This is a genomic window from Microbacterium sp. CR_7, assembly GCF_041954755.1.
Taxonomy (GTDB): Bacteria; Actinomycetota; Actinomycetes; order Actinomycetales; family Microbacteriaceae; genus Microbacterium.
The window spans coordinates 369,705-395,772 of sequence record NZ_JAVAYF010000003.1 but is presented as its reverse complement, the minus strand read 5'-3'; the positions used below and the strand labels follow the sequence as shown (position 1 = coordinate 395,772).

The 26,068-nt window shown below is 69.7% G+C and carries 22 protein-coding genes and 1 pseudogene; 15 read left to right on the top strand and 8 right to left on the bottom strand.

All coding sequences use genetic code 11. The features are described 5' to 3' along the window. Positions 1-35 precede the first annotated feature (35 nt). Both RAC81_RS08040 and RAC81_RS08035 read right to left on the bottom strand, forming a co-directional pair. The gene (locus RAC81_RS08040; RefSeq protein WP_375081874.1) at positions 36-365 is read right to left on the bottom strand and encodes an L-rhamnose mutarotase; all 330 of its coding nucleotides are present in this window, start codon (positions 363-365) and stop codon (positions 36-38) included. Between the two features lie 16 nt (positions 366-381). Further along, positions 382-1,710, bottom strand: a complete 1,329-nt coding sequence (locus RAC81_RS08035; protein WP_375081873.1) for an alpha-L-fucosidase — start codon at positions 1,708-1,710, stop codon at positions 382-384. An 82-nt stretch (positions 1,711-1,792) separates the two neighbouring features. Here RAC81_RS08035 and RAC81_RS08030 point away from each other — a divergent pair, with 82 nt between their 5' ends. The 14 genes and pseudogenes from RAC81_RS08030 to RAC81_RS07965 all read left to right on the top strand — a co-directional run bounded on the left by RAC81_RS08030 (position 1,793) and on the right by RAC81_RS07965 (position 16,115). Then, positions 1,793-3,142 carry an alpha-L-fucosidase gene (locus RAC81_RS08030; protein ID WP_375081872.1) on the top strand — a complete coding sequence of 450 codons (1,350 nt, stop codon included), beginning with the start codon at positions 1,793-1,795 and terminating at the stop codon, positions 3,140-3,142. 113 nt (positions 3,143-3,255) lie between these two features. Beyond that, entirely contained in the window at positions 3,256-4,512 is a 1,257-nt protein-coding gene (locus RAC81_RS08025; protein ID WP_375081871.1) for an ABC transporter substrate-binding protein, read from the top strand. Positions 4,513-4,525: 13 nt separating this feature from the next. Continuing rightward, complete coding sequence (locus tag RAC81_RS08020; RefSeq protein WP_375081870.1) at positions 4,526-5,485, top strand: carbohydrate ABC transporter permease; 960 nt, start codon at positions 4,526-4,528, stop codon at positions 5,483-5,485. Further along, entirely contained in the window at positions 5,478-6,362 is an 885-nt protein-coding gene (locus RAC81_RS08015; protein ID WP_375081869.1) for a carbohydrate ABC transporter permease, read from the top strand. Before RAC81_RS08020 ends, RAC81_RS08015 begins: the two co-directional genes overlap by 8 nt. After that, positions 6,362-7,501, top strand: coding sequence for a mandelate racemase/muconate lactonizing enzyme family protein (locus tag RAC81_RS08010; protein WP_375081868.1), 1,140 nt, complete (start codon positions 6,362-6,364; stop codon positions 7,499-7,501). The genes RAC81_RS08015 and RAC81_RS08010 overlap by 1 nt, the downstream gene beginning before the upstream one ends. Beyond that, positions 7,498-8,553 (top strand): aldo/keto reductase, encoded by a 1,056-nt coding sequence (locus RAC81_RS08005; RefSeq protein ID WP_375081867.1) that lies wholly within the window; start codon positions 7,498-7,500, stop codon positions 8,551-8,553. Before RAC81_RS08010 ends, RAC81_RS08005 begins: the two co-directional genes overlap by 4 nt. A gap of 5 nt (positions 8,554-8,558) precedes the next feature. Then, positions 8,559-9,299 (top strand): GntR family transcriptional regulator, encoded by a 741-nt coding sequence (locus RAC81_RS08000; RefSeq protein WP_375081866.1) that lies wholly within the window; start codon positions 8,559-8,561, stop codon positions 9,297-9,299. Between the two features lie 72 nt (positions 9,300-9,371). Beyond that, complete coding sequence (locus tag RAC81_RS07995) at positions 9,372-12,314, top strand: Na+/H+ antiporter subunit A (protein ID WP_375081865.1); 2,943 nt, start codon at positions 9,372-9,374, stop codon at positions 12,312-12,314. Beyond that, a pseudogene (locus RAC81_RS07990) lies at positions 12,314-12,838 on the top strand (Na(+)/H(+) antiporter subunit C); the annotation flags it as partial. The gene RAC81_RS07995 and the pseudogene RAC81_RS07990, both read left to right, overlap by 1 nt. A gap of 254 nt (positions 12,839-13,092) precedes the next feature. After that, positions 13,093-14,646, top strand: a complete 1,554-nt coding sequence (locus tag RAC81_RS07985) for a Na+/H+ antiporter subunit D (RefSeq protein ID WP_096714095.1) — start codon at positions 13,093-13,095, stop codon at positions 14,644-14,646. After that, positions 14,643-15,221: a Na+/H+ antiporter subunit E gene (locus tag RAC81_RS07980; RefSeq protein ID WP_375081864.1), complete on the top strand. Its 579-nt coding sequence runs from the start codon at positions 14,643-14,645 to the stop codon at positions 15,219-15,221. The genes RAC81_RS07985 and RAC81_RS07980 overlap by 4 nt, the downstream gene beginning before the upstream one ends. After that, complete coding sequence (locus RAC81_RS07975) at positions 15,218-15,487, top strand: monovalent cation/H+ antiporter complex subunit F (protein ID WP_251584885.1); 270 nt, start codon at positions 15,218-15,220, stop codon at positions 15,485-15,487. The genes RAC81_RS07980 and RAC81_RS07975 overlap by 4 nt, the downstream gene beginning before the upstream one ends. Beyond that, positions 15,484-15,873: a monovalent cation/H(+) antiporter subunit G gene (mnhG, locus tag RAC81_RS07970; RefSeq protein WP_375081863.1), complete on the top strand. Its 390-nt coding sequence runs from the start codon at positions 15,484-15,486 to the stop codon at positions 15,871-15,873. Before RAC81_RS07975 ends, mnhG begins: the two co-directional genes overlap by 4 nt. Positions 15,874-15,941: 68 nt before the next feature. Further along, the gene (locus RAC81_RS07965; protein WP_375081862.1) at positions 15,942-16,115 is read left to right on the top strand and encodes a hypothetical protein; all 174 of its coding nucleotides are present in this window, start codon (positions 15,942-15,944) and stop codon (positions 16,113-16,115) included. Here the strand turns inward: RAC81_RS07965 and RAC81_RS07960 are convergent, their stop codons facing one another. Then, the gene (locus RAC81_RS07960) at positions 16,116-16,877 is read right to left on the bottom strand and encodes an alpha/beta fold hydrolase (RefSeq protein ID WP_375081861.1); all 762 of its coding nucleotides are present in this window, start codon (positions 16,875-16,877) and stop codon (positions 16,116-16,118) included. A gap of 82 nt (positions 16,878-16,959) precedes the next feature. Between RAC81_RS07960 and RAC81_RS07955 the strand changes: the two genes are divergently transcribed. Beyond that, positions 16,960-18,297, top strand: a complete 1,338-nt coding sequence (locus tag RAC81_RS07955) for an MFS transporter (protein WP_375081860.1) — start codon at positions 16,960-16,962, stop codon at positions 18,295-18,297. 11 nt (positions 18,298-18,308) lie between these two features. Here RAC81_RS07955 and RAC81_RS07950 read toward each other — a convergent pair whose 3' ends face one another. From RAC81_RS07950 to argG, 5 genes are all read right to left on the bottom strand, one after another. Further along, complete coding sequence (locus tag RAC81_RS07950) at positions 18,309-20,957, bottom strand: penicillin acylase family protein (RefSeq protein WP_375081859.1); 2,649 nt, start codon at positions 20,955-20,957, stop codon at positions 18,309-18,311. 179 nt (positions 20,958-21,136) lie between these two features. Then, the gene (locus tag RAC81_RS07945) at positions 21,137-22,972 is read right to left on the bottom strand and encodes a YhgE/Pip family protein (RefSeq protein ID WP_375081858.1); all 1,836 of its coding nucleotides are present in this window, start codon (positions 22,970-22,972) and stop codon (positions 21,137-21,139) included. Beyond that, positions 22,969-23,817, bottom strand: coding sequence for a hypothetical protein (locus RAC81_RS07940; RefSeq protein WP_375081857.1), 849 nt, complete (start codon positions 23,815-23,817; stop codon positions 22,969-22,971). The genes RAC81_RS07945 and RAC81_RS07940 overlap by 4 nt, the downstream gene beginning before the upstream one ends. Continuing rightward, positions 23,814-24,437, bottom strand: coding sequence for a TetR/AcrR family transcriptional regulator (locus RAC81_RS07935; RefSeq protein ID WP_375081856.1), 624 nt, complete (start codon positions 24,435-24,437; stop codon positions 23,814-23,816). The genes RAC81_RS07940 and RAC81_RS07935 overlap by 4 nt, the downstream gene beginning before the upstream one ends. Before the next feature lie 123 nt (positions 24,438-24,560). After that, positions 24,561-25,994: an argininosuccinate synthase gene (gene argG / locus RAC81_RS07930; protein WP_375081855.1), complete on the bottom strand. Its 1,434-nt coding sequence runs from the start codon at positions 25,992-25,994 to the stop codon at positions 24,561-24,563. Positions 25,995-26,068: the final 74 nt, after the last annotated feature.

Genomic DNA, 26,068 nt, shown 5'->3' with positions numbered 1-26,068 from the left:
CTGCCACGCGACCGACGAGCGATCCGCACCGTGCTTCAGGCGTCGCGCTGCGCCGAGAGGTCCCACACCTGCTCGAGGGGCGCGGTGCCCTCGGCGCCGTCGGCATCGCGGAACAGCTCGACGAAGCGGCCGATGTCGGCCTGCCAGGCGTGGTCGGCGGGGTCGTCGGCGAGAGCCGCGACCGCGGCATCCCAGTCGTCGCACTCGACGAGGTGGAACAGGCGATGCCCCGAGCGCCAGATCGTCCAGTCGTGGATGCCGATGCGTGCGAAGGTCGCGGCGAGGTCGTCGGGGATCCGCGCGTGGTTCGTGCGGTAGTCGTCGATCGCGCCCTCGCGGATCTCGGAGTGCAGGGCGATGCGCATGATGAGCGGCCTTTCGTCAGGTGCGGGTCCGGAAGGAGATCGCGACGGGGCCGTCGCCGTCCGTCGTCTCGACCAGGATGGCATCCCCGGCGCTGGTCGCGGAGACCGGCGTGCCGGCGATGCGAGCGGTCTTCTCGTCGAGCAGTCCGGCGGGGTCGGGAAGACGGACGGCTCCGCGCGCATCGACCACGGCGTGCACGGTGTCGCCGGAGCGGGTCCAGCGCACCCACGGGTCGTCGGCAGGGGTCAGACCGTCCACCGGTCGGGCGTCGAAGACGGCGTGGCCATGCCGGGCGGTCCACGCCGCGATGCCGTCGAGCGTCTGCCGCTGGAGCTCGGGGATGCGGCCCGCCGCATCGAGGCCGATGTTCAGCAGCAGGTTGCCGCCGCGGGAGACGACGTCGACGAGCAGCCGAACGGCATCCTCCGCCGAGAGCAGGTGCTCGGACGTCTCGTTGCGGTTGTGGCCGAAGGAGAGGCCGATGCCACGGGTGTTCTCCCACCCCTCTCCGACTTCCACCGCCGTGCCGTGCACGTACTCGCTCGTGCGGAAGTCCCAGTGCGACTCGCCCCACCGATCGTTGACCACCCCGTCCGGCACCGCGTCGTAGAAGACGTCGAACGCGTGCGCGAGACTCTTCGGGCCGGGTGCGATGCCCGCCTCCGGCCAGCGGATGTCGCCCCACAGGATGTCGGGGCGGTACCGCTCGACCAGGTCGACGAGATGGTCGTGCGCGTACGCGGCGTAGGGGAGGTCGTCCGGGGCGGGGGCACCGTCGTGATCGATGGGCGGCAGGTCGGAGAAGTGCCAGTCGAGGCCGCCCGAGTAGTAGACGCCGAAGCGCAGGCCGGCCCGCCTGGTGGCGTCGGCGAAGGCGCCGATCAGGTCGCGGCGAGGTCCGCGCGCGACCGTGTTCCGGCCGTTGGTTCCCGGAGCGTCCCACAGCGTGACGCCGTCGTGGTGCTTGGTCGTGGGGATGAAGTAGCGCGCCCCGGTCGCGGCGACCACGGCGAGCACCTCGTCCGGGTCGAACTCCTCGGCACGCCACTGATCGAGGAAGTCGTCGTACGGGGCGCCGCCGTGCACGGTCTCGTGATGCTCGCGCGCCGGGGATCCCTCGATGCGGATCGTGTTGGCGTACCACTCCGCGTAAGGGTTATGGGCGTACCACTCCTCGCGGGACACGGCACCGAGCTCGCCCGTCGGCTCGGCCCAGGCAGGAACCGAATACGGCCCCCAGTGCACGAAGATTCCGAGGGCGGCGCCGCGGTACCACTCGGGCAGCGGCCGCTCGAAACGGCGGTACTCGGCGGGTCGGACGGCATCCTTCTCGAACATGGCCATCGGCGCTTCCCCTTCACTCCGTTGTGGGATATATTGCGTATCAGGTATCCTATAGGAAATTGTGATCTCGACGAGGAGAGTCATGACAGACGCAGCAGCCTTCCGACGGCCGACCGACCGCATCCCGGGCGGCGAATGGTTCAGCGACGCGGGTTTCGGCATCTTCGTGCACTGGGACCAGGCGTCCCAGCAGGGCATCGAGATCTCCTGGCCGCTCGTCGGACGCTCGATCATCCCCGGCCAGGATGCCGTCGAGGACCGCGTCACGGTCGCCGAGTACCAGGCGACCGCGCCGACGTTCGACCCGACAGAATGGGATGCCGCAGACCTCGCCCGGCGGGCGCGCGAGGCGGGTGCCACCTACGTCGTCTTCACCGCCCGGCACCACGCGGGCTACAACATGTTCTTCACCGCGCAGTCGGACTTCGGCGTCGAGCACGGGCCCTTCCAGCGCGACATCACCCGCGAGTTCGTCGATGCCGTGCGCGCGGAGGGGCTCCGAGTCGGGATCTACTACAGCCTCCCGGACTGGAACCACCCCGACTACCCGGCGTTCCGTGATGAGGACCTCCCCTACAAGCTCGAGCACTGGCCGGCCGCCGGGCTCCCGGAGTTCGCGGACACGCCCGACGCGACCGACCGCCACCGCCGGTCGAGTCCCGAGGAATGGGAACGCTACCTGGAGTACGTCCGCGCACAGCTGCGCGAGCTGCTGAGCAACTACGGCACGATCGACCTGCTGTGGTTCGACGGCGACTGGGAGCGCTCAGCGGTCGAATGGACGGCCCCCGCGCTGCGGCGTCTCATCAAGGAGCTGCAGCCGGATGTCGTGATCAACGACCGGCTGCCCGGACAGGGCGACTACCGCACCCCTGAGCAGGGCTTCCCGCTCACCGCACCGACCGGTCCGTGGGAGCTGTGCCTCACGATCGGCGACCACTGGGCCTACCGCCGTGGTCCCGACAACGAGAAGTCGGCGCGCTCGCTGCTCGTCACGCTCATCGACGTCGTGGCGCGCGGCGGCAACCTGCTGCTCAACGTCGGCCCAGGCCCCGACGGCACGCTTCCCGAGGTCGAACGGGAACGGCTGCAGGAGTTCGCCGACTGGATGCCGTCGCACGCCGAGTCCGTGATCGGCGTCGACCCCACCGAGGGAATCGACTTCCACGGACCGACGACGGCTCGAAAGGGGCGACTCTACCTGCACCTCACGGCCCTGCCGGTCGAGGAGATCATCGTTCGCGGGCTCCCGGTGCGGCGCATCACCCGCGTGCACCGGCTGGCCGACGGCCTCGACCTGCAGCACGACGCGACCTTCGAGGTGCACGAGGCCTCGACCGCCGGCGACGACCTGGGCGAACTGCGCATCGTCGCCCCCGACCCGAGCGGAGCGCTGGTCGACGTCGTCGCCATCGACTTCTCCACCACCTGAACACAGACGTGACAGCGTCCGGACCACCTCCACCCCGATCGAGGCCGGACGGCATCCGAGCGGTACCCCTCACCCACGCATCGATGATGCATCCAATGAAGGAGGCAGACAGTATGAATGCAGTCCCCACGCGCCGCGCCAGGCGCCTGATCGTCTCCGGCGTCGCCGGACTCGCCGCGGTCACCCTCGCCGGGTGCGCGAGCAGCTCGGGCGGAGGCGGCGGCGACGCCGGCGGTCCGCTCGTGCTCTACACCTGGGCCGCCAGCGAGGGCGACCAGGAGCAGTGGGCCGACTTCATCGCCGGTGCGAAGGCCGAGGATCCCGACCTCGACATCTCCGTCGAGGGTCCGAGCTTCTCCGACTACTGGACCAAGGTCAAGACGCGCCTCAGCGGCAGCAACCCGCCGTGCCTGCTGACCACGCAGGCCGCCAGGGCCCAGGAGCTCGGCGACCTGCTGATGCCGCTCGACGACCTCATCGAGGAGGCCGGGTTCGACACCGACGAGATCGACGCGTCGATGCTCGCCGGCATGACGGTCGACGGCACGATCCGGGCGATCCCGTACGACGCCGAGCCCATCGTGCTGTTCTACAACGTGGAGGCGTTCCAGGCCGCCGGCCTGGAGCTCCCCGGCACCGAGTACACGCGCGACCAGTTCATCTCCGACGCGAAGGCCCTGACCGACGGCGACAAGAAGGGGCTCGCTCTGGCACCCGGCATCTTCATCCCGAACGCCTGGTCGCTGGCCGACGGCGTTCCGGCCGTGACCGAGGACGGCGAGCTCGACCTGACCAACCCGGACTTCGTCGAGCAGATCCAGAGCTTCTTCGATCTCGTCGCGGTCGACCAGGTCGCGAAGGCGCCCGAGGCGGCCGACGGCTCGGAGGTGTCGCAGCAGGCGTTCACGTCCGGTGCGGTGCCGATGCTCATCGAGGGGCCGTGGATGTACGGCAGCTTCGCCGAGGCCGCCGACTTCACGCTCGGCGTCACGATCGTGCCGTCGACCAGCGGCAGCGCCGCGGCCATGACCGCCGGCTCGGGCTTCGGGATCGCCGCCAACTGCGAGCGCCCCGAGGAGGCGTTCGCGGCGATCGAGGCGCTCACCTCGCTGTCGGTGCAGGAGAAGCAGGCTGAGGCGCGCGGCATCGTCCCCGCTCGCATCGAGGCGCTGCCGGCCTGGGCCGAGGGCAAGACCGAGGGCGCGGCCGATGTCGTCGAGGCGCTGCTGTCCGACGCGACGCCGCAGCGCACGACTCCCACCTGGAACCAGGTCGAGACCCTCATGACGCAGTACGGCGTGCAGGGCTACCGCGGCGAGCTGACGGCCGCGGAGATCATGGACACCATCCAGAACTCGGTGGCGGGCTGAGCGCATGGCCGTCATGAGCGACCGGAGAGAGGCTGCCGCCTCCTCTGCGCTGCCCGGAGGGATGGGGGCGCTCGGCGTCCCCACCCCGAAGGCTCCGCGGATGCCGCGTCGGCGCGGCCAGGCGTGGGTCGCCGTCGCGTTCCTCGCGCCGGGGATGATCGGGTTCGTCCTGTTCATCCTCACGCCGCTGTTCGGCTCGGCGTTCATCAGCCTCTTCGACTGGAAGCTGTTCGGCAGCCCCGACTTCATCGGCGTCGACAACTACGTGAAGCTGTTCCGCGACCCGACGTTCTACACCGTGCTGGGCAACACCGTGATCTTCGCGGTGGTCTACACGGCCCTGAACCTGTTCGTCGCGCTCACGATCTCGCTCTGGCTCAACACCCGCATGAAGGCGGCGGGTGCGTGGCGGGTGGTCTTCTTCCTACCGGTGATCACGCCGATGGTCGCGAACGCGCTGGTGTGGCGGCTGCTGCTCTCGCAGGACGGGCTCGTCAACTCGATGCTCGCGACGGTCGGGATCGACGGACCCAACTGGCTCTCGGATTCGGCCTGGGCGCTCCCGTCGGTGATCGCCATGTCGGTGTGGCAGTCGTTCGGCTACAACGTCATCGTGCTCTCGGCCGGCCTCAGCGCCATCCCGAAGGAGCTCCTCGAGGCGTCCCGCATCGACGGTACGACCGCGTGGCAGCGGCTGCGCTTCATCATCCTCCCGCTGCTGTCGCCCTCGCTCTTCTTCTGCTCGACCATGACCATGATCGGCGCCTTCCAGGTGTTCGTGCAGCCGCTGTTCCTGACGCAGGGCGGCCCGGGCGAGAGCACCAACACGTTCGTGCTGTATCTGTACCGGAACGGTTTCGTCTTCGATCGGCTCGGCTACGCATCCGCCCTCGCGTGGATCCTCTTCGTCGTGGTCATGCTCATCACGGCGCTGCAGTTCGTCGGCCAGCGCAAGTGGGTGAACTATGAGTGACCGCGACCTCTCCGCCACCGCCCTGCTGGTGCTCCCGCGGCGAGCGAAGCAGCGGCGGACCACCGTGAAGGAGTGGCTGAACACCGCCGCGATCGCCGTGGTGGCGGTGATCTTCGCGTTCCCGTTCATCTGGATGTTCCTCACGGCGCTGAAACCCGAGAACGAGGTCTTCACCGAGACGCCGCAGATCTTCGGATCCGAGATCCGGTGGGCGAACTTCGTCGAGGCGTGGACTGTCGTGCCGTTCGGACGCTTCATCCTCAACGGACTGTTCGTCGCGATCCTCGGCGCCGCGCTGTCGGTCGTCGTCGCCGTGCTCTCGGCCTACGCGTTCTCGCGACTCCGCTTCCGCTTCCGCGACAAGCTGTTCCTCCTGTTCGTGCTCACGCTGGTGCTGCCGCAGGAGGTGCTGGTCGTCCCGCTGTTCATCATGATCAACGGCTGGGGGCTCAACGACACCTACGCGGCCCTGATCATCCCGTTCGCGTTCACGGCGTTCGGCACGTTCCTCATGCGGCAGTTCTTCCTCACCATCCCGCTCGAGTACGAGGAGGCGGCGCTGATCGACGGCGCCTCCCGGCTGCGCACCCTGTGGTCGGTGCTGCTGCCGCAGCTCACGGCTCCCCTGAGCGTGCTGGCGGTCTTCTCGTTCATCGGCTACTGGAACTCGTACCTGTGGCCGCTCATCATCATCAACACGCAGGACATGGCGACGGTCCCCCTGGGACTCGGCATGTTCACCGGCCAGTTCGGCACGCAGTGGGCTCTGCTCATGGCGGCGTCGACCCTGGCCGTCATCCCCTCGCTGATCCTGGTGCTGCTACTGCAGCGTCAGCTGATCAAGGGGGTCACCCTGGGCGGACTCGGAGGACGCTGATGACCACCACTGACGACACACGCCTCGAGGTGCGGACGGATGCCACGGCGGGCAGCCGCATCGTGCGCGCCGAGGCCCGGCTCTGCGACATCCCTGTCGAGACCGAGCGCACCGACGCGCTGCAGACCTTCGTGAAGCAGGAGACCATCCTCGTGCGGATCCGCACGGCGGACGGCATCGACGGCGTCGGCTACAGCTACACGATCGGCACGGGCGGCGGCGCGGTGCTGAGCCTGCTGCGCGAGACGCTGCTGCCCGCGCTGATCGGACTCGAGGCCGAGCGGCCGGAGTCCGTGTGGCTGGCGCTCTTCGGCATCACGCGGGCGACGACGGTCGGCCCGATCACGGCGCTCGCGCTCGCCGCGATCGACACCGCGGTCTGGGATGCGAAGACGAAGCGTGCAGGCCTTCCCCTCTGGGTCGCGGCCGGCGGGGCCTCCCCCTCGGTGCCGATGTACGACACGGAGGGCGGCTGGCTGCACTACCGCACCGACGAGCTCGTCGAGCACGCGGTCGCCGCGAAGGAGCGCGGCATGGGCGGAGTCAAGATCAAGGTCGGCATGCCGAGAGGTCACCAGGACCTCGACCGACTGCGCGCCGTGCGTGACGCCGTCGGCCCCGACCTCGACATCATGGTCGACGCGAACCAGTCGTTCTCCGTCTCGGAGGCGGTGCGCCGTGCGCGCCTGTTCGAGCAGGTCGACGTGTTCTGGTTCGAGGAGCCCCTTCCCGCCGAAGACATCGAGGGACACCGACTGCTCGCCCGGTCGACGTCGGTGCCGATCGCGGTCGGCGAGAGCATGTACTCGCTCGGGCACTTCCGTGAGCACCTGCAGCGCGGCGGGGCGTCGATCGTGCAGGCCGACGTCGCGCGCGTCGGCGGCATCACCCCCTGGCTCAAGATCGCGCACCTCGCGGAGTCGTTCACCGCGAAGGTGGCGCCGCACTTCCTCATGGAGCTGCACGTCTCGCTCGCCTGTGCGATCCCCAACGCGCTGTACCTCGAGCACATCCCGCAGCTGCGCGCCGTGACGACGGGCGAGCTGCGCATCGAGAACGGCAGGGGGTGGGCGCCCACGGCGCCCGGCCTCGGCATCCCGTGGGACGATCGTGCGCTGGACCGGCTGATCGTCGCATGAGCCTCGTCGATGCCCGACCCGTCGCCATCGGTCGCGGGGGACTCACGGCCCCGCCGATCGCCTACGGCGCCGCCGCGCTCGGCAACCTCTACCGCGCGCTCGGCGACGACGAGTGGCAGCAGATCATCCCCGCGGCATGGGACAGCGGCGTGCGGTACTTCGACGTCGCCCCGCACTACGGCCTCGGGCTTGCGGAGCGACGGCTGGGCGAAGGGCTGCGCGCCCTGCCGCGAGACGAGTTCCTCGTCTCGACGAAGGTCGGTCGGCTGCTCGTGCCACAGGATGCCGATGGCCGCACCGATCTGGAGAACCTCTTCGACGTGCCGTCCGACCACCGTCGGGTCCGGGACTATTCGCGGGACGGCGTGCTGCGCTCGATCGAGGACTCGCTGACGCGGCTCGGCCTCGACCGCATCGACATCGTGCTCGTGCACGACCCCGACGAGTTCGAGCGCGAGGCCCTGGACGGGGCGTTCCCGGCGCTCGCCGAGCTGCGCGACCAGGGGGTGATCACCTCGTTCGGGGCGGGCATGAACCAGAGTGCGATGCCGGCCCGCTTCGTGCGCGAGACGGATGCCGACGTGATGATGATCGCCGGACGGTGGACGCTGCTCGACGAGTCCGCCGCCGACGACCTTCTGCCCGCCGCCGCGGAGCGCGGTGTGAGTGTGCTCGCCGCCGCGGTGTTCAACTCGGGCATCCTCGCGACGGACGACCCGGCGGCCGGCGCGATGTTCGACTACGGACCGGCGGGGGAGCAGATCGTCGAGCGTGCCCGCGCGATCGCGCGCGTGGCCGCCCGCCACGGGCATACGCTCCCCGAGCTCGCGGTGCAGTACCCGCTCACCCATCCGGCGGTGCCAGCCGTCGTGCTCGGCGGGGCGAGCGCCGAGCAGATCGCGCGCAACAGCGGGCTGCGGAGCCGACCGGTCGCCCCTGAGCTCTGGGGCGAACTCAGGGAACTCGGCCTGATCAGCCACTCTCCGCCCACGGGTGCCGTACCGCCATCCGCGCGCCCCCGGTCTGAGCGCGAAGGGCAGCCCGTACGATGAGACTCATGTTCAGCGACGACGAGGCCCGCGGACCGCGACCGCTCCCTGCGCGGCGTGCCCTCGTCGACGACGTCTACGACGCCGTGCTCGGACTGCTCATGGACCGCGTGATCGATCCGGGCGCCCGCGTCAACATCGATGCCGTCGCCCGCGATCTCGACGTATCGCCCACCCCCGTGCGGGAGGCTCTCACGCGGCTCGAGGCGGAGGGGCTCGTCGCGAAGCGCGCGCTCAAGGGATACGTCGCCGCTCCGCTGCTCGACGCTCGAGGGCTCAGGGACCTCTACGACATGCGCGAGCTCCTCGAACCCGAGGCCGCGAGGCGCGCGTCCGGGCGTATCGACGACGACACCGAGGCGGAGCTCTCCGAGTCGGTCGAGCAGATGCGCGCGGCATCCGACCCCGACGAGGACGAGCGGTTCCGCAGCTACCGCCGATTCATCGACGAGGATCTGCATTTCCACCACCTCATCGCCGAGCACGCCGACAGCCCGCTGCTGGCCGAGGCCATCGTGCGGCTGCGCTCGCACATGCACCTCTATCGGCTGAACTTCCGTCACGACTTCGAAGACGACACGGTCAGAGAGCACGAGCGCATCCTCGAGGCGCTCCGCCGGCGCGACGCGGATGCCGCGGCCGAGGCGATGCGCGCGCACATCGCGCAGTCCTACGAGAGGCTCGGTCCCGCTCTCGCTCGGAACTCCGAAGCGGAGCAATCCGAGACCCGCGGCCTTACGACTTCCTAACGCCGGGTAAACTGGTCAGCGACACCCGCCCGCCTGTGCCGATCTCGGCCGACGAGCTTTGAGGAGCCGCTTATGCTGACGCTCCTCGCTGTGTTCCTCCTCGGGTCGCTTCTGATGCCCGTTCTGGTGCGCTGGCTGGGGGCTCAGGCCTTCGCGGTCGCCGCACTCATTCCCGCAGCGGCATTCGTCCACGCGCTCGTGCTCACGCCGCAGGTGCTCGACGGTCCGGCGCCGTTCGTGTCCGTGCCGTGGATCCCCCAACTCGGGCTGAACATGTCGATGCACATGGACGTGCTGGGGTGGGTGCTCACCCTCATCGTCACCGGTGTCGGCGCCCTCGTGCTGCTGTACTGCCGGTGGTATTTCCACGACGACTCGGCGGGCATCGGACAGTTCTCGGCGGTGCTGCTCGCGTTCGCCGGAGCGATGTACGGCCTGGTGCTCACCGACGACCTCGTCATGCTCGTCATGTTCTGGGAGGTCACGAGCATCCTGTCGTACCTCCTCATCGGCCATTACCGCCGTCGCGCCGCCAGCCGTCGCGCGGCCCTGCAGGCGCTGCTCGTGACGACGCTCGGCGGACTCGTGATGTTCATCGGCGTCGTGGTCCTCGTCGTCGACGCGGGAACGGGCAGCATCCGCGAGATCCTCGAGCTCGCGCCGACGGGTCCGATGGTGGATGCCGCGATCGTCATGCTGCTCGTCGGCGCCGTCAGCAAGTCGGCGATCTTCCCGTTCCACTTCTGGCTGCCCGGCGCCATGGCCGCGCCTACTCCCGTGAGCGCCTACCTGCACGCGGCCGCGATGGTGAAGGCCGGCATCTACCTCATCGCCCGGTTCGCGCCCATCTTCGCGTTCAGCGGGCCGTGGCGGCCGATCATCATCTCGCTCGGCATCGTGACCATGCTGCTCGGCGGCTTCCAGGCGCTGCGCGAGACCGACCTCAAGCGCATCCTCGCGTTCGGCACCGTGAGCCAGCTCGGTTTCTTCGCCGTCGTGGTGGGCTACGGCACGCAGGCCAGCGCGCTCGCGGGCCTCGCCCTGGTCATCGGTCACGCGCTGTTCAAGTCGGCGCTGTTCCTCATCGTCGGCGTGATCGACCGGCAGCTGTCGACCCGTGACATCACCGAACTCAGCGGCGTCGGCCGCCAGGCGCCGGTCATGGCGACTGCGGCATTCATCTCGGTCGCCTCGATGGCGGGCATCGCGCCCACGATCGGATTCGTGGCGAAGGAGTCGACGCTCACGGCCTTGCTCGACGACGCGATCGGCGGCTCTCCCTGGGGTCTCGTCGCCATCATCGGCGTGAGCCTCGGTTCCATGCTGACAGCGGCATACGGCATCCGCTTCCTCTGGGGTGCGTTCTGGAGCAAGCGCGACGCGATGGGCGACCGCATCCCGGACACCGTCTGGCCCGACCCGCCCGTGGGCTTCCTGTCGGCACCGATCATCCTCGCCGGCGTCACGCTGGCCGCCGGCATCGGCGCACCCGCGATCGACAAGGCCCTGCAGGGGTACGCGCTCACCGCGACCCCGGGTCTCGACCATGCGGGCGAAGCGGTCGAGGGGCCGGGGCACCTCGCGCTATGGCACGGGCTGGAGCCCGCGCTCGGCATCTCGATCCTCACGGTGCTGCTCGGCGCGGCGCTCTTCCTGCTCACGGTGCGCTCCGGCTGGGACCGCAGGTCCCGTCTGCTGCCGTTCACCGCGGCCGACGCGTACTACCTCGTGGTGCGCGGCGTCGACCGCCTGTCCGTGCTCAGCACGACCCTCACGCAGCGCGGTTCGCTGCCGGTGTACGTCGGCACGATCTTCGTGGTGTTCGTCGCCGCCGAGATCACCGCGCTGCTCGCGAGCGACGTCGACCGGTTCCAGCTCTCCGCCTGGCACACGCCCGTGCAGATCGTCGTCGCCCCGCTCATGGCCGTCGCCGGCGTGATCGCCGTAAGGGCGCGCAAGCGCTACACGGGCGTCGTGCTCGTCTCGGTCACCGGTCTCGGCATGGTCGTGCTCTTCGCGACGAGCGGCGCCCCCGATCTCGCGCTCACGCAGATCCTCGTCGAGACCGTCACGCTCGTGACGTTCGCGCTCGTGCTGCGCCGGCTGCCCGCACGTCTCGGCGAGCACAACGCCTCGGTCGGCCGCGTCCCGCGCGCGCTGCTCGCGATCGGAACGGGCCTGACCATGGCCTGGGTCGCGATCGTCGCGACGCAGTCACGGGTCGCTGAACCGATCTCCGAAGCGTTCCCGAAGCTGGCCTATGAGATCGGCCATGGCAAGAACGTCGTCAACGTCGCACTGGTCGACCTCCGCGGCTGGGACACGATGGGCGAGCTCTCGGTGCTCGTGCTCGCCGCGACCGGCGTCGCGTCGCTGGTGTTCGTCACGCACCGGGCCGACATGCTCGCCTCCACCAAGACGCTGCCGAAGGCGAAGCGCCGCCGCACGCTCAGCCGGCCGCTGGTCGAGACCACCGAAGGCATCCGGTTCCAGACCGCCGAGAACGAGAGCAGCCCGCGGGCCTGGCTCGTCGGCGGCCCGAAGATGAAGCCCGAGAACAGGTCGATCCTGCTCGAGGTGGTCGTCCGCATCCTGTTCCACACGATCATCGTCGTGTCGATCTTCCTGCTGTTCGCCGGCCACAACCTCCCTGGCGGCGGCTTCGCCGGCGGTCTCGTCGCCGGCATGGCGCTCGTCATGCGCTACATCGCGGGTGGGCGCTGGGAGCTCGGTGCGGCTGCCCCGACGGATGCGGGCCGTCTGCTCGGCGCCGGACTCATCCTCGCGGTCGGTGCGGCCGTCGTGCCCCTGTTCTTCGGCCAGGCCCCGCTCACCAGCACGTTCTGGGAGTGGGAGATCCCCGGCATCGGCCACATGGAGTTCGTCACATCGACGATCTTCGACGTGGGCGTGTACCTCGTCGTGATCGGGCTCGTGCTCGACGTGCTGCGCAGCCTCGGCGCCGAGGTCGACCGGCAGACCCAGGAGCTGCGCGATCGGGGGGTGACGATCTGATGGACGTCTCCGTCACCCTCATCGCCATCATGGCCGTGCTGTTCGCATGCGGCGTGTACGCGATGCTCGAGCGCAGCCTCACCCGCGTGCTCATCGGCTTCCTGCTCCTGGGCAACGCCACGAACCTGCTGCTGCTGATCGTCATGGGAGTCCCCGGACGCGCGCCGTTCTACGACGCCGACGGCGACGTGAGCGACCCTCTCCCGCAGGCGCTCACCCTCACCGCGATCGTCATCACCTTCGCCGTCTCGGCCTTCCTGCTCGCCCTCATCTACCGCTCCTGGCAGCTCGGCCAGGCCGACACGGTCGAGGACGACGAGGCCGACATCGCGCTCCGCGAGCGCACCGACGCCGACGAAGACCTCATGGACGACGAGTCCGAGATCGACGACGACGACGCGACCACCGACTTCGTCGGCGTGCAGACCTCGCCGATCACCGTGCTGCACATGCGCGACAACGCGGCGATCCACGACGACGCCCCGGTCGACCGGCCGAGCTCCTGGTCGCCGGAGGACCGCGACGCAGACGGCCGCGCCGACGCTCAGGACGCCGACGCAGACGCAGCGCACGACGCCGGTGCTGCAGCATCCGTCATGACCGACGAATCGGCTCCCCCCGACGACGCGGACGGCCCGTCCGACTTCCGCACCGACGCCGACACGCACGCGTCCGACGCCCACGAGACGGATGCCGCGGATGCGGCGCGCGACACGGCATCCGACACCGCATCCGACGACAACGCACCCGAGCACCGAGAAGACGGGGAGGACCGCCGATGAGCGCACTCGTCCCCCTCCTCGTCGCCCTGCCGCTGCTGGGCGCCGCGGTCACGCTCGTGTTCGGCCGCAACGCGCGCCTGCAGGTGTTCGTCACGGTGGCGACGCTCGCGATCGTCTCGGTGATCGCCGCCGTGCTGCTCGTGGTGGTGGATGCCGGGTCGCCGCTCGCCGTCTCGGTGGGCGGGTGGCCGGTGCCGTTCGGCATCGTGCTCTACGTCGACCGGCTCGCGGCGCTGCTCGTGCTCGTCTCGAGCATCGTGCTGCTCGCGGTCCTCCTCTTCTCGATCGGTCAGGGGGCGGCCGACGGCACGGACGAGACCCCGATCTCGATCTTCAACCCCTCGTATCTGATCCTCGCGGCCGGCATCTTCAACGCCTTCATCGCGGGCGACCTGTTCAACCTCTACGTCGGCTTCGAGATCCTGCTCGTCGCGTCGTACGTGCTCATCACGCTCGGCAGCACCGAGTCGCGCATCCGCACCGGCGCCGTGTACATCGTCGTCTCGCTCGTGTCGTCGATCCTCTTCCTCGCGTCGATCGCGATGATCTACGGCGCGCTCGGAACCGTGAACATGGCGCAGATCGCCGAGCGGATGACCGAGCTGCCGCAGGAGACGCAGCTCGTGCTGCACCTCATGCTCGTCGTGGCGTTCGGCATCAAGGCGGCCATCTTCCCGGTGTCGTTCTGGCTGCCCGACTCCTACCCGACCGCACCGGCGCCCGTCACCGCCGTCTTCGCCGGGTTGCTCACGAAGGTCGGCGTGTACGCGCTCATCCGCACCGAGACGCAGCTCTTCGCCGAGAACAGCATCGACACGCTGCTGCTCATCATCGCTCTGGCGACGATGATCGTGGGCGTGCTCGGCGCGGTCGCGCAGGCCGAGCTGAAACGCATCCTGTCGTTCACGCTCGTCAGCCACGTCGGCTACATGATCTTCGGTCTCGCGATCGCGACGCCCGCGGCGATCGGGGCGACGGTGTACTACATCGTCCACCACATCGTCGTGCAGACGACCCTGTTCCTCGCGGTCGGCCTCATCGAGCGCCGCGCGGGGAGCACGTCGATCCTGCGGGTGAAGGGCCTGCTCAAGGTCGCGCCGGTGATCGCCGTGCTCTACTTCATCCCCGCGATCAACCTCGGCGGGCTCCCGCCCTTCTCGGGATTCATCGGCAAGTTCGCGCTGTTCGAGGCGGCCGCCTCGGTGGGCACGCCCCTGATGATCGTGCTGATCGTCGGCGGCATCGTCACCTCGCTCCTCACGCTGTACGCCCTCATGCGCGCCTGGAACCTCGCGTTCTGGCGTGAGGAGGAGGACTCCGCCGAGACCGAGGGCCGCATCTCGTACCTCGGGAACGCACCCGCCGCCGACGAGCAGCAGGAGCGTCGCCGCATCCCGAAGATCATGACCGTCGCCACCGCCGGCATGGTCGGCGTCACCGTCGCGCTGACCGTCTTCGCCGGACCCCTCTACGCGCTGTGCGATCGAATCGGCGCCGTGCTGCTCGAGCCCGTCAACCTCGTGCAGCTGGAAGGCGAGGTGGAGGGATGAGCAAGGAGACCGGGCGCCACATCTGGCGCGACATCGGCGTGCAGCTGCCGTTCCTCGCGTGGCTGGTCGTGCTCTGGATGCTGCTGTGGAGCCAGTTCACGGTGCTGGCGTTTCTCTCCGGTCTGATCGTCGCCGTGTTCGTCACGCGCGTCTTCCGACTGCCGACCGTCGAGCTGTCCGGCCGCATCAATCTCTGGTACGGCGCGCTGTTCGTCGTGCAGTTCCTGGCGGCGATGATCCGGGGAGCGCTCGCGGTGACGGCGCAGGTGTTCGACTTCCGCCGTCAGCCGGGGGCCGCGATCATCGCGGTGCCGCTGCGATACGCCGACGATCTGATGATGACGCACGTCTCCGTGGTGTCGTCGCTGATCCCCGGATCGCTGATCGTCGAGGCGGACCGCGACCGGCGCATCCTGTACCTGCACGTGATCGGCGTGCGGTCGGCCGACGATGTCGAGAAGCAGCGCGAGGGCGTGCTCCGATGGGAGCGCCGCATCGTGCGTGCGCTCGGCGCGCCCTCGCAGTACCGTGCCCTCAAGGCCGACGAGCGCGCGGCGAAGGGCGGTGCCCGATGAACATCCTGCTCCTGGTCGTCATGGTCGTGTTCGGCGTCGCGGCGATCCTCACGATCGTCCGGATCGTGCGCGGTCCGTCGATCCTCGACCGCGCCGTCGCGTCGGACGTGCTCCTCACCGAGGTGATGTGCGTGCTCGGCGCCGAGATGGCGATCAACGGGCACACCCGCACGATCCCCGTGATGCTGATCATCGCCGCGGTCGGCGTCTTCGGATCGATCTCGGTCGCCCGGTTCGTCGCGAGAAGGGACAACACGACGCCATGAACGTCTTCGAACTCGCGCTCCCGAAGGGCGTCGTCGACGTGACGGTGCTGGTGCTGATCCTGCTCGGCGCGGTGCTGTGCCTGTCGGCCGCGGTCGGGCTGCTGCGGTTCCGCGACGTGCCGTCGCGTCTGCACGCGGCGACCAAGCCGCAGGTGCTCGGGCTCGCGCTGATCTGCCTCTCGATCGCGGTGTCGATGGGCTCCGTCGGCAGCATCCTCGTCGGGCTCCTGCTCGTCGCGCCGATCGTGCTCATGCAGTTCGCGACCGCTCCGCTGTCTGCCCACATGGTCGGGCGCCAGGCGTACCGCAACGGCACCACCGACGAGCGCAGCCTCGTCGTCGACGAGTTGGCCGAGTCGAAGCAGACGCCGCCCGCCGCGGGCTGACGCCGCCCGAATTTCGGACGTCCCCTCGGATCTCGACAGGTCCGCCGGACCGGCGCTACGCTCGCCCCATGGAAATGTTCCTGCTCATCGGCACCGTGGCCGCGGCCGTGTGGTTCGTCGTGCTGTATCGTGACGCGCCCCGGAAGGCACCGGCGGATGACGGCTTCGCTGTCGATCCCGCGCTCACGCGCGCCGTCGACGAGCTCGCCGCAGAGCACACGCGATTCAAGGGATACCCCTGATCAGAGACGGTCGGCGAAGCTCTGGATGAGCTCGGCGGCCGGCTCGGAGTCGCTGATGAGCGTGCCGTGCCCGTGGTCGGGGATGACCTGCAGGTCCGCCCCCGGGATCGCGTCGATGATCTCGCGGCACCAGCTCATGGGGGCGAGCGGGTCGTCCTCGCCGCGCAGCACGAGCACCGGACGGTCGATCCGCGCGTAGGCGTCTTCGGGCTCGTGCACGACCGTGGCACGGATCTTGCGGATCAGGTGCGGGCCGCCGCGCAGGTATTCACGGGCTCCGCGCCAGATGACGAGCGGTCGTTCGCCCACGAGATCGGTGAGCAGATAGCGCGCCTGGGCGGCGACGTTGCGCGCGGCCTTGTTCACGGTCGGTCCGGCGAGCACGACGCCCGCCACGAGAGACGGATGTCGGGCGGCGAGCTCGGCCGCGATCTGGCTGCCCATCGAATGGCCGATCACGACCACCGGCTCCTCGCCGACGTGGCGCAGATAGGCGGCGATGAGGTCGGCGTGCCGCTCCATGGTGAGCGTGCGGTCGGGTTCGGGCGCCTCGCCGAATCCGGGGAGGTCGAGCGCCACCACGCGTCCGCGCAGCCGCTGCACGACGTCGAGGTACACGCTGCGGCCCATGCCGATGCCGTGCAGCAGCAGGAAGGTCGGGCCGCCCTCGCCGAACGACTCGGCGAGGAGCGTCGCCCCGCCGTGCTCGAACTCGAGCAGCGTGACCGGCGTGCCCTTCGGTGCGAGGTAACTGGATGCCACCCGACAACGGTAATCGAGCCGTAGCCGCCCGGCGAAACTAGCGTGTGCACGGCGGTGTCCGAGCCTCGTGTGAGGATGGAGGGTGACTTCGCCAGGCCCCGACCCCGAGACGACGACCGTGCCGGAGGCGGGACCGGCGGTGACGCCCACGCGCTTCTTCGCGCGCCTCGCCTCGAGCATGAGCGATCCCGTGCTGCGCGCTCTCGTCGCGGCCACCGCGGTGTCACGGGTCGGACGCGGAGTGTTCTTCGCGGTCACGGTGCTGTTCTTCACCCAGATCATCGGACTCTCGGCCGCGCAGGCGGCGGTGGTGCTCGCGGTCTCGAGCGGGTGCGGAGTGCTCGGCTCGCTCCTCGGCGGGTGGCTCTCCGATCGATGGAGCGCACGGCGGCTGTCCTTCACCTTCGAGGTGGTGAGCGGGCTGATGCTCGCCGCCTACGCGTTCACGGGGGACTTCGTGTCGGCGCTCGTGCTCGCGAGCCTCAGTGGCTTCTTCGACTCCATGGGCCACTCCTCGAGGTCGGCCATCATCGCCCGCGGCTTCGCGCCCGACCGCCGGGTGCATGCCAGGGCCGTGCTGCGCACCGTGACCAACGTCTCGATCGCGGCGGGTTCGGGCCTCGGCGCCGTCGCCCTCGCACTCGGCACGCCTGAGGCCTATCGCGTCGTCATCGCCAGCGGCGGCCTGCTCTGCGCGCTCGGCTCCCTGCCCCTCCTCCGCCTCACCGCCGCCGTCGATGCACCGCGCCGCGAGACGCACGAGGTGCGCACCGAGACCGGATCGATCGACACGGATGCCGCGGCCGCGGCGCGCCGCGACTGGAACCGCCGCTCGCCGTGGCGCGACTCGCGCTACCTGCTGCTGACCGTGCTGTCGGCCGTGTTCGGCATGCAGTTCGGAGTGGCGGAGTTCGGCATCCCGCTCTGGATCACCGAATACACCGCGGCGCCGGAGGTCACGGTGTCGGCGCTGCTGATCGTCAACACCGCCCTCGTGGTGCTGTTCCAGGTGCGGGCGTCGCGCGGCACCCACGATCTCCGCGTCGCCGGCCGCGTGACGATGATCGCGGGATGGCTCATGGTCGCCGCCTGCATGATCTACGCGCTCGCTGCGGGACTGCCCGCCTGGGTCGCGATCGCGCTGCTCGTGTTCGGGATGGTGGCGCACACGTTCGGCGAGATCCTGTCGCAGGCGGGGGCGTGGGGGCTGAGCTTCGAACTCGCGGACCCGCAGCGCGCCGGGGCCTATCAGGGGGTGTTCGGCATGGGGTTCTCGCTGGGAGCGCTCGCCTCGCCGATCGTCGTCAACGCGACCGCCATCACCTACGGCCCGACCGGGTGGGCGATGCTCGCCGCGATCTTCCTCGCCGCCGCGGTCGGCATCTGGGCCATCGCGCGCCGCGCCGCGGCATCCGTCTGACCGGGCCCGCCTTACCCCGCGGGCGTCAGGACGAGCGTGCGCTGCGCCGCGGCATCCACCGCCTCGGGCGAGAAGGCCCAGGGGCGCTGCACTCCCGCGGCCCAGTCGGCGGTCTGGTCGGTGTAGTGCTCGTCGAACGCGTGGCCGGACGCGCCCGTGAGGTGGATCCACGTCGAGGCGTCGAAGTCCGACAGGTCGACGACCATGCGCATCGACGGCACCGTCGTCGTGGCGTACGACTCGCCCAGTTGCCAGCCGGTGGCGTTCACGACCGACGCGCCACCGCTCACGGCGTACGGGCCCCGGTTGAAGAGCGCCTCGATAGGAGCGATGCCCGATGACCCGAGAGTGTCGCTGGTGAGCGTGATCGCGTGCAGGTCTCCCCAGTTCCAGGCGTCGACATCGGCGCCCTGCAGGGCCGACAGCTCGTCGTAGGCCTCCTCGGCCGACAGCGCGAGCATCTCGTCCCGCCCATCGACGTCGATCGCGGGGTTGGTCCACAGCGGGTCGGACGGATCGTCGAGCAGTGCGCCCACGACCGTGAAGAGGCGGCCCTGGCCGTCGGCGGGAAGCGGTTCGTCGCGCTCCACGAAGAGGTTCTGCACGAGGTTCGACCAGAGCACGTTCGCGTAGGCGGCGGCTGCCGAGTCCGCCTCGTTCTGCGCGTCCCAGTCGCGGAGGAGATCGACGGCATCCTTCGTACCCGCACCGTCCACCTCGATGTCGTCCATCGCCCTGGTGAGGCGCTTGCCGATCCACATCTCGCTGTCCATCTGGATGTCGCGCATGTCCTGAGCGGTGAGCGGACCGGCCGCCGCGCGACGTTCGATGAGGTACGCGATGCGCGCGGCGCGGTAGCCGTAGTCCCAGTCGCGCGAGAGGAAGTAGCGGTAGTCGTCGGCGACGATCGCGTTGTTGGCCGTGACGATGTACCCGGATGCCGGGTTGTACGAGACAGGGAGCTCCTCGAACGGGATGAAGCCCGTCCAGTCGTACGCGCTATCCCACCCGGGCTGCGGCATCCATCCGTCGCCGGCGCCGCGGACCGGGAGGCGGCCGGGCGTCTGGTAGCCGATGTTCCCCTCGGTGTCGGCGTAGATGAGGTTCTGCGCGGGGACGTCGAACAGCGATGCCGCGACGCGGAAGTCGTCGAAGTCCTGCGCCGTCGACAGGGCGAAGATCGCCGTACCGGTGGTTCCGGGGTCGAGCGCCGTCCAGCGGAGGCTCACGGCGTACTCGGCGTCGTCGCCCGGAGGAGCGGATGCCGTCGCGCCGCCGGCCGAGAGCCCGGGACCCGGGTCGTCGGCGAGAACCGTGAAGTCGTCGACGAGTCCGGAGATGATCGGCCCGTGCCCGGTCGATCGGATCGTGAGCTCGATGTCGTCGCCGCCCGCGACACGGATCGTCTCGGTGCGTTCCTCGAGGGGCACGAGAGCACCGTCGCGCCAGTACTGGTCGCCCTCGATGCGCTCGACGTACAGGTCGGTGACGTCGGTCGTCAGGTTGGTGAAGCCCCAGGCCACGTGCTGGTTGTGGCCGATCACGATGCCGGGGAGTCCGGAGAACGAGAAGCCGCCGACGTCGAACGGGCACTCGTCGGTGACGTCGGAGCAACGCAACTGCACCTGGTACCAGACCGAGGGCAGCGAGGCGCCGAGGTGGGGATCGTTGGCGAGCAGCGGCATCCCGCTCTCGGTGAGGTCGCCGGAGACGACCCACGAGTTCGAGCCGATGCCCTCTCCCACGTCGCCCACGAGCAGGCTCGCCGCTTCGATGACGTCGGATGCCTCGGTCCAGTCGACGGTCGTGACGGCCTGCCGCAGCTCGGGGTCGGCGGGTGAGGTCGAGAACGCCGCAGGCTCGGCACCCGTGTCGAGGGCAGGCACCGTGGAGATGGTCGGCACGATCACGGGGTTCTCGTCGAAGGGGTACCGCGGGTACAACTGGTCGAGCGTGGCGTCGAGCTCCGCAGCACCCGCTCCTCCCTCGGCCAGCCGGGAGGCGAGCAGCGCCCGCTCGGTCTCGTCCTCGATGTTGCCGCGCAGATCCCAGGCCATCGCCTTCAACCACGCGACGGAGTCGGCGGGCTCCCACGGCTCGGGGGTGTAGTCGGGGTTCTGTATGCCGAGGACTGCATACTCCAGCGACAGTTCGGAGCCCGAGCGGGAGGAGAGGTACGCGTTGACGCCGTCGGCGTACGACTCGTAGTAGCCCCGAGTGACGTCGTCCATCTGGGCGACCTCCTCCTCCGCGACCTTGCGCCACCCGAGGGTGCGTAGGAACGCGTCGATGCCCGCCTGCGACTCGCCGAACATCTCGGCGACCCGTCCGGCCGTGACGTGGCGGCGGAAGTCCATCTCGAAGAAGCGGTCCTGCGCGTGCACGAAGCCCTGCGCGAAGAAGAGGTCGTGCGAGGAATCGGCCGCGATCGTCGGCACGCCGCTCGCATCGCGCTGCACCGTCACCTCGGCCTGCAGTCCGTCGAGGCGCAGTTCGCCCTCGGTCTGCGGGAAGGACCGCTGGATGGTCCAGGTCACGAAGAACGCGGCGGCGACGGCGATCACCACGATCGCCGCGACCACGAGGAACGCGATCCTGCCCAGCCGCACTCCCCACGAGCGGCGCGCAGGCTCCACGACAGCAGCCTGATCAGTTGTCATCATCGAAAACTCTCTCGGGTGGCTCGACGGGACTCAGTCCCAGAGAGTCCCAGAGCGCGTCCCACGGACGCATCCTCGAATCCTAGCCGCACCGGACGCTCTCGAATCGCCTGACTGGCAACTCCACGGCGGTCGCGGTTGCAAGTCAAGCGATTCGAAAAGCAATCCCGCCTCCCGTGTCAGCCGATCAGGCTCGGCTGGAGGTCTCGCAGCGTCCGTCGATGCGTCATCCTCGTCACGCCGAGCGCCGCGAGAGCGAGCGCACCGACCAGCCACATGCCGAGCACCGCGAGATCCCACCCGGCGCGGGAGAGATCGCCGCCGTACATGAGCTGACGCATCGCGTCGACGACGTACCCCAGAGGGAGAACGTGATGCAGAGCGGCGAGCGGTGCGGGCAGCGTCTGCCACGGGAACGTGCCGCCGGCCGTCACGAGCTGCAGCACCATGAGCACGAGGCCCATGAACTGGCCGACGGATCCGAGCCACACGTTCAGCGCGAGGATGATCGCGGCGAACGTCGCCGACGCCGCCATCAGCACCCCGAGGGTGCCGATCGGATTGTCGAACGTGAACCCGAGGGTGATCGCGAGGATGCCCATGAGGCCGAGCATCTGGACGGCGCCCAGCATCGCCGGAGTGAGCCAGCCGGCCAGCGTCACCCGGATCGGCGAGTGCAGGGCGGTGACCGCTCGGCGCGAGATCGGCTTGACGATGAGGAACAGCGCGTAGATGCCGATCCAGGCCGACAGCGCGGCGAAGAACGGCGCGAGACCTGCGCCGTAGTCTTCGGCCGACGCGACCTTGTCGCTGGACACCTTCACCGGGTCGGCGATCGTGTCGGCCTGCTTCTCGCGGAGCTCGGGGGTGGATGCCGGAATGCGCGCGACCCCGTCGGCCAGCCCGTCGCGCAGCTGGGCGGCGCCGTCGGAGAGGGTCGCGAGACCGTCGCGCAACTGCACGGCGCCGTCGTTCACGGCCGCGGCACCCGACGCGGCCGTGCTGGCGCCGCTCGCGAGCTGGGACGCGCCCGACGCCACTGCTGCGGCGCCGTCGGCGAGCTGATCGACCTTGCCGACGGCGGTCTGCACGGTGGTGTTGCCCTCCTGCAACCTGGTCGCGACCGGGTCGAGGGCACCCAGCACCTGATCGATCTCGTCCTGCGTGAGGCCCTGGTCGGCCAGCAGCGTCTGGATGTCGGAGCGCACCTGCGGCAGGGCGTTCGTCGCCTGCTGCACGATCGATCCGGCGCGGTCGGCCACGTCCGCGAGTTGACGGTTGCCGTCGCTCACCTGCTGAGCTCCGGCGGCGAGGGTGCTCGCTCCGGAGGCGAGCTGCGCCGTGCCCGAGGCGAGCTGCGAGGTGCCGTCAGCCAGCGTGGCGCTGCCGGATGCCGCGGTCGTCGCCCCGTCGGCGAGCTGAGTCGCGCCGTCGACGGCGGTGACGAGGTTGTCTCGCACCTCGCTGAGACCGGTGAGCAGGCGCTCCGCGGCTTCGCTGCCCACCATCTCGGCCACCGAGCTGCGAATCTTCTCCACAGCCTGGGTGCCCATCGACGACGCGAGGTAGTTGTTCGCGTCGTTCGTCTCGAGGTCGATGCGCGCCTGGTGCGGGTCGTCTCCGGCGGCCGACGTGAGTGCAGCAGAGAAGTCGGCGGGGATCGTCACGGTGAAGTCGACGGACCCGGTGCGCAGCGCCTCCGCGGCCTCGTCCTCCGACATCCGCTGCCAGTCGAAGGCATTGCCGTCGATGAGATTGTCGGCGACATCCTCGCCGTAGTTGACGGTGTCGTCGGTGTGCTCCGTGGCATCCGTGGTCGGTGCCGGCGCGCCCTCGTCGTCGACCACGAGTGCCACCGGGACCTCGGGGAACTTCGCGTAGGGATCCTGGTTCGCCCACAGGTACAGGCCGCCGTAGAGGATCGGCACGCACACGAGCGCGACGAGCGCGATGATGCCCATCTTGCTGGCGGTCAGCCGCCGCAGTTCGGCGGCGATCATGGCGGGGACCTTCATCGCGCGCCCTCCTCGTCTTCGGTCTCGGTGTCGGATGCCGTGAGCTCGGCGTCGTGCGTGTCGTGGCGCGTTTCGTCTCGGTCGGCGTCGCCGTCCTCGCTCGATGGCCCGTCGGGAGCCTCGGTCGTCGGGTCGGGGCGCTTTTCGTCTCGGTCGGCTTCGCCGTCCTCGCTCGACGACCCGTCGGGTTCCTCGGCATCCGTGTCGAGCGTCAGCGGCTCGATGGGGCCGGAGGCGTTGACCGCGTCGAACTCCTGCATCCGCTCCAGGGCGACGGCCGCCGACCCGCCGACGATCACGAGCATGGCGTAGCCGCGGTCGGCGAACTCCATGGCGATGCGCCACCAGCCGTCGGGGCTCCCGCCGTGGCGGTCGGGGGCCACGAGCACGATCGCCTGCGTGCCCTCGCGCAGTATCGCCAGTTCGCACAGGATGCGGACGCGCGCCGCCGGGTCGACGTTGCCGATCGGCACGGACGCGAGCTCGCCGTAGCCGAGCTGGTTCAGCCAGCGGCGGGCGTGCAGCGGAGTGGCGCCGAGTCCCGCGAACATGAGCTCCTCGCCGACGACGCCGGCGAGGGCGATGTCGGGGTGGGGGTCGCTGACGTCGGGGGCGTCGACGAGCGCGACGGTGCGGCGCAGCATCCGGTTGTCCGTCGCTCCGTCGATGGTCACGCGTCCTGTCTCGGGCCGCATGCGACCGCTGGCGATGAGGCCGAGCACAGTCGGGCGCTGCTCGGTCTCGGCGAGGGCGAACCGCACGGCGCCGGTGTGGAACTCGAGGCTGGTCGTCGGCAGCGCCTGGCCGCCGCGGCCCTTGCTGACCTCGTGCAGGGTGATCCTCATGCGTCGGCCTCCTCGGCCTCGATGATGTCGGGGTGCGTGCCGAGAAGATCGTCGGCTTCGCGCCAGGAGAGTCCCGCGATGCTCAGCAGCGCACGCACGGCGAGGTTCGCGGCCCCGCTGCTGTTCGCGTCGGTGCGTGAGACGACGGTGCGGGCGACCTCTTCGATGAGGCGCGCGAGCGTCGGGGCGGCGATGTCGGTGCGGAAGCTGCCCTCGTCCTGCCCGCGCTGCACGAGTGCGGCGACCGTGCGGCGCAGTGGCGCGAGTGCGGCGGCGGTGTGCTCGACGTGGGCCTCGTCGAGCGCGAGCGCGGCGGCGAACTGCACGTGCGAGGCTTCGCGCCAGAGGCGCGCGGCGAGCCGGGCGAGCGCGATGCGCGGGTCGGTGTCGGTCACCGACTCGGCGATCGCGTTGAAGCGCTGCGCGCCGGTCGAGATGAGCTCGCGGATCAGGGCGTCGCGGTCGTCGAAGTGGCCGTAGAGGGTGCGGCGCGAGAGACCGGCGCTGCGGGCGATGACGTCGATCGACGCACGGGGGTCGTTCGCCAGCGTCGCGCGGGCGGCGTCGAGGATGCCGGCGCGGTTCTCGACCGAGTCGCGGCGGGGTGCACGGGTGGTCATGCCTCCATGCTAGTTATGTTGCACACTGTTGTGCAACATAACTCGGAGAACTCACAGTGTCCGGCTGCAGACGCAGACGGGGGGGCGGATGCCGCAGCATCCGCCCCTCTCCGACAGGAACCGTCAGTCGGTGCCGGAGTCGAACGCGGCACCCTCGGAGGCCGTGTCGACGGCATCCGCGAACGTCTCGTCGATGTCTTCGACCGATCCGGTGATCTCGGCGGATTCGCCGGCGGTCACGCGTCCGACGAGCTCGCCCGTCGCGCCGCCGACGAGGCCGAGGCCCGCGTACTGCTCGAGGCGGGCGCGCGAGTCGGCGATGTCGAGGTTGCGCATCGTGAGCTGTCCGATGCGGTCGACCGGGCCGAAGGCGGCGTCGCCGACGCGCTCCATCGACAGCTTCTCGGGCCCGTACGACAGGTTCGGCGAGACGGTGTCGAGGATCGTCCAGTCGTCGCCGCGGCGCAGACGGATCGTCACCGACCCCGAGATCGTCGATCCGACCCAGCGCTGGATCGACTCGCGCAGCATGAGCGACTGGGGCTCCAGCCAGCGGCCCTCGTACATGAGTCGGCCGAGGCGGCGACCCTGCTCGTGGTAGGTGGCGAGCGTGTCCTCGTTGAGGATGCCGTTGACGAGGCGCTCGTACGCGATGAAGAGCAGCGCCATCGCGGGCGCCTCGTAGATGCCGCGCGACTTCGCCTCGATGATGCGGTTCTCGATCTGGTCGCTCATGCCGAGGCCGTGGCGTCCGCCGATCGCGTTCGCCTCCTGCACCAGGGCCACCGGGTCGGAGAACTCGACGCCGTTGATCGCGACGGGGCGGCCGCCCTCGAACGTGACCGTGACGTCTTCGGCGTCGATCGCGACCGAGGGGTCCCAGAACTTCACGCCCATGATCGGGTCGACGGTCTCGAGCGACACGTCGAGGTGCTCGAGGGTCTTCGCCTCGTGCGTCGCCCCCCAGATGTTCGCGTCGGTCGAGTACGCCTTCTCGGCGGAGTCGCGGTAGGGGAAGTCGTGGGCGACGAGCCAGTCGCTCATCTCCTTGCGGCCGCCGAGCTCGGTGACGAAGTCGGCGTCGAGCCACGGCTTGTAGATGCGCAGGCGAGGGTTGGCGAGCAGGCCGTAGCGGTAGAACCGCTCGATGTCGTTGCCCTTGTAGGTGGAGCCGTCGCCCCAGATGTCGACGCCGTCCTCCTTCATGGCGCGCACCAGCAGCGTGCCGGTGACCGCGCGACCGAGGGGCGTGGTGTTGAAGTACGTCTTGCCGCCGGAGCGGATGTGGAACGCGCCGCATGAGAGGGCGACGAAGCCCTCCTCGACCAGGGCGGTCTTGCAGTCGATCAGACGCGAGGCCTCGGCGCCGTACTCGAGCGCGCGGCCTGGGATCGATTCGATGTCGTCCTCGTCGTACTGACCGAGGTCGCCGGTGTAGGTGTACGGCACGGCGCCCTTGTCGCGCATCCAGGCGACGGCGACGGAGGTGTCGAGTCCTCCGGAGAAGGCGATGCCGACGCGCTCGCCGACGGGCAGTGACTGGAGGACCTTGGACATGCCTTCCAGTCTATCGGCGGCGTGTCGCCTCCTTTCGCGGGCGCCCGTAACAGGAGCATCGCCCGAGATCAGGA